The sequence below is a fragment of the Myxococcus llanfairpwllgwyngyllgogerychwyrndrobwllllantysiliogogogochensis genome (genome assembly GCF_006636215.1).
In the GTDB taxonomy this organism is placed as follows: Bacteria; Myxococcota; Myxococcia; order Myxococcales; family Myxococcaceae; genus Myxococcus; species Myxococcus llanfairpwllgwyngyllgogerychwyrndrobwllllantysiliogogogochensis.
Genome location: NZ_VIFM01000679.1, coordinates 1 through 518, shown reverse-complemented (window position 1 = coordinate 518; position 518 = coordinate 1). Strand labels below are relative to the sequence as shown.

Annotated in this window: 1 protein-coding gene; it reads right to left on the bottom strand. The window is 68.1% G+C overall.

Annotated features, from left to right (window positions below; translation table 11 throughout):
- A partial coding sequence (locus FJV41_RS49990; protein ID WP_281291668.1) for a proton-conducting transporter transmembrane domain-containing protein occupies positions 1-518 on the bottom strand: 518 nt, incomplete at both ends.

Here is a 518-nt window from a genome sequence, read left to right as displayed (position 1 = left end):
CCAGGCCGGGAAGATGCCGACCACGAGGCAGGCCAGCACCAGCAGTTCGACCGGCACGCGCATCCAGTGCGGCGGCTCGTGCGGCTCCCTCGGCAGATCCTGTGCCTTCGGCCCCCAGAAGACGTCCACCGTGAAGCGCAGCGAATAGGCCACGCTGAAGACACCGGCGATCGTGGCCGCCACGGGCAGTGCCGTGGCCACGATGGGCGAGGCCTCGAGGAACACGGTTTCCGCGAAGAACATTTCCTTCGAGAGGAAGCCGTTGAGCAGCGGCACGCCGGCCATCGCCGCGCTCGCCACCGTCGCCAGGGTGGACGTGATCGGCATCATGCGCCGCAGGCCCGAAAGGCGCCGGATGTCGCGCGTGCCGCTCTCGTGGTCGATGATGCCCGCGGCCATGAAGAGCGACGCCTTGAACGTGGCGTGGTTCATGATGTGGAAGACCGCGGCCACCGCCGCGAGCGGGCTGTTGAGCCCGAGCAGCAGGGTGATGAGCCCCAGGTGCGAGATCGTGGAAT